Below are 1754 nucleotides of genomic sequence, written 5' to 3'. Positions count from 1 at the left end.
CCCATAAAGGTGGCCGCCGGAATACCGCTACCGATCACATTGATGGTCAGAAATGTTCCGATGTTGGGCAGTACATTCCATGTAGCTGCAAAAATAGCATCGCCCCCGTTCATGTTCAGCGTGGCTTGGTTGACCAGTACATTAGGCGGAAAAGATACACTGAATGTAGCACCACCTGCAGGAATCGGATCGGCTCCGTTATTGCCCACGCTAAAAGTAGTGGTTGTCGTTGCGCCGACCTGTATCGGGCTGACCGCTGCATTGATCCCCCATACTAAAGGATTAGCATTGGGATTGTTCTGTGCCTTTGCGGCCAGTGTACCGCAGAGGAGTGATAAGACTAAAATGATCTTTTTCATAAATTATGTTTGTTTGTTTTTGTGAATTTATGTTTGCTATTAGTTTGCCGTAATCACCCTGTGGTATAAATTATTCGCATTTTTAGAATCATAGCGTTTGGCGGTATCCGGATAAATATTGACCGATATATTGGCCACAGAATTAGGCAGGGCAGATGTCCGGGTAATTTTAAAACCTAAATAAGTATTGCCTGTTCCTGTAATCTTAAATCCGGGTTTGGATTGGAGATCTATGCTGCGTGTCGTAGGATTAAAGACATTCCATTGCGTGTTGCTTACCGTAATAGGGCCCGACAGCAATACATTGGTACTGATTACAGCCGTGTCGAAGCTAAGGGTATAGCCAACCGGTACGGAGATATTGAATGCAATCTGGCTGCTTGTCACCACATTATTCACTTCATTTAACCTCACGACAAAATCTCTGGAATCGCCGGCATTCATCGCATTGACCGGGAGCAGGATTACCGGGGTCAGATCCGGTGCCGGTGGGGCCAGGATCGTTAAATAAACGGTAGCCTGATCGCAAGCGACCGGTGTGCCGTTATCGCAGGTAGTGTATACAAACTTGTCCGGACCCACATACCCGTTGTTAGGGGTGTAGATATAGGTTCCGTCGGCATTTAAAACAAGGGTTCCATTTGCCGGAGCAACCACCGGTGTTGTGGTTACGGTTTGTGTATTTCCTTCCGGATCGGTATCGTTTGTTTTTACATTACCGGTGATCGGGGTATTGCGTATGCCGATACCGGCATCATCATTGGCATAGGTTACATTGGCAGTCGTTATGGGGCGCACATCTATGATTACCGTAGCGACATCGCAAAGCGCCGGTGTCCCATTATCGCAGATGCGATAGTCAAAGCTGTCTTTACCCACAAAATTAGAAGCGGGGGTATAATCATAGGTTCCGTTGGCATTGATCGTTACGGTGCCATGTGTGGGTCCGGATACGGGGCTTGTATTGATGGTAAGCGGATTACTGTCCGGATCTTTATCATTGGCAATCATGTTACCGCTTACCGGGGTGTTTACCGGAGTGGTCGCGGCATCATCATTGGCCACCGGCGGGTTATTAATGCCATTGCGTTCCGGTAATATTTTAATGGTCACTACTGCGGTATCGCAAGCTGTAGGCGTGCCATTATCACATACCGCATAGCGGAATTGGTCTTCACCTACATAATCCCGTGCAGGGGTATAGGTGTAGCTACCGTTGCTGTTCAGCGTGACGACGCCATGGCCGGGTGCGGACACCGGGTTTGTATTGACGGTCTGGGTATTGCCTTCAAGGTCTTCATCGTTCGTTAAGACATTTCCGGTAACCGCTGTATTGACCAGTGTGTTGTTAAAATCATTTACGGCCTGAGTGGTATTCTTCACTAATGGTAAGGT

General features: G+C 47.8%; 2 protein-coding genes. Both read right to left on the bottom strand.

From position 1 onward, the window contains the following. A partial coding sequence (locus DBR32_RS15470; protein WP_158606026.1) for a hypothetical protein occupies positions 1-359 on the bottom strand: 359 nt, incomplete at its 3' end. Between the two features lie 39 nt (positions 360-398). After that, on the bottom strand, positions 399-1754 hold a 1356-nt coding region (locus tag DBR32_RS15465; RefSeq protein ID WP_158606025.1), incomplete at its 5' end, for an Ig-like domain-containing protein.

It is taken from the genome of Taibaiella sp. KBW10, from assembly GCF_003852495.1.
Lineage (GTDB): Bacteria > Bacteroidota > Bacteroidia > Chitinophagales > Chitinophagaceae > Edaphocola.
Note: the sequence above shows the minus strand (reverse complement) of the source record. Positions and strands in the feature narration are given on the sequence as shown.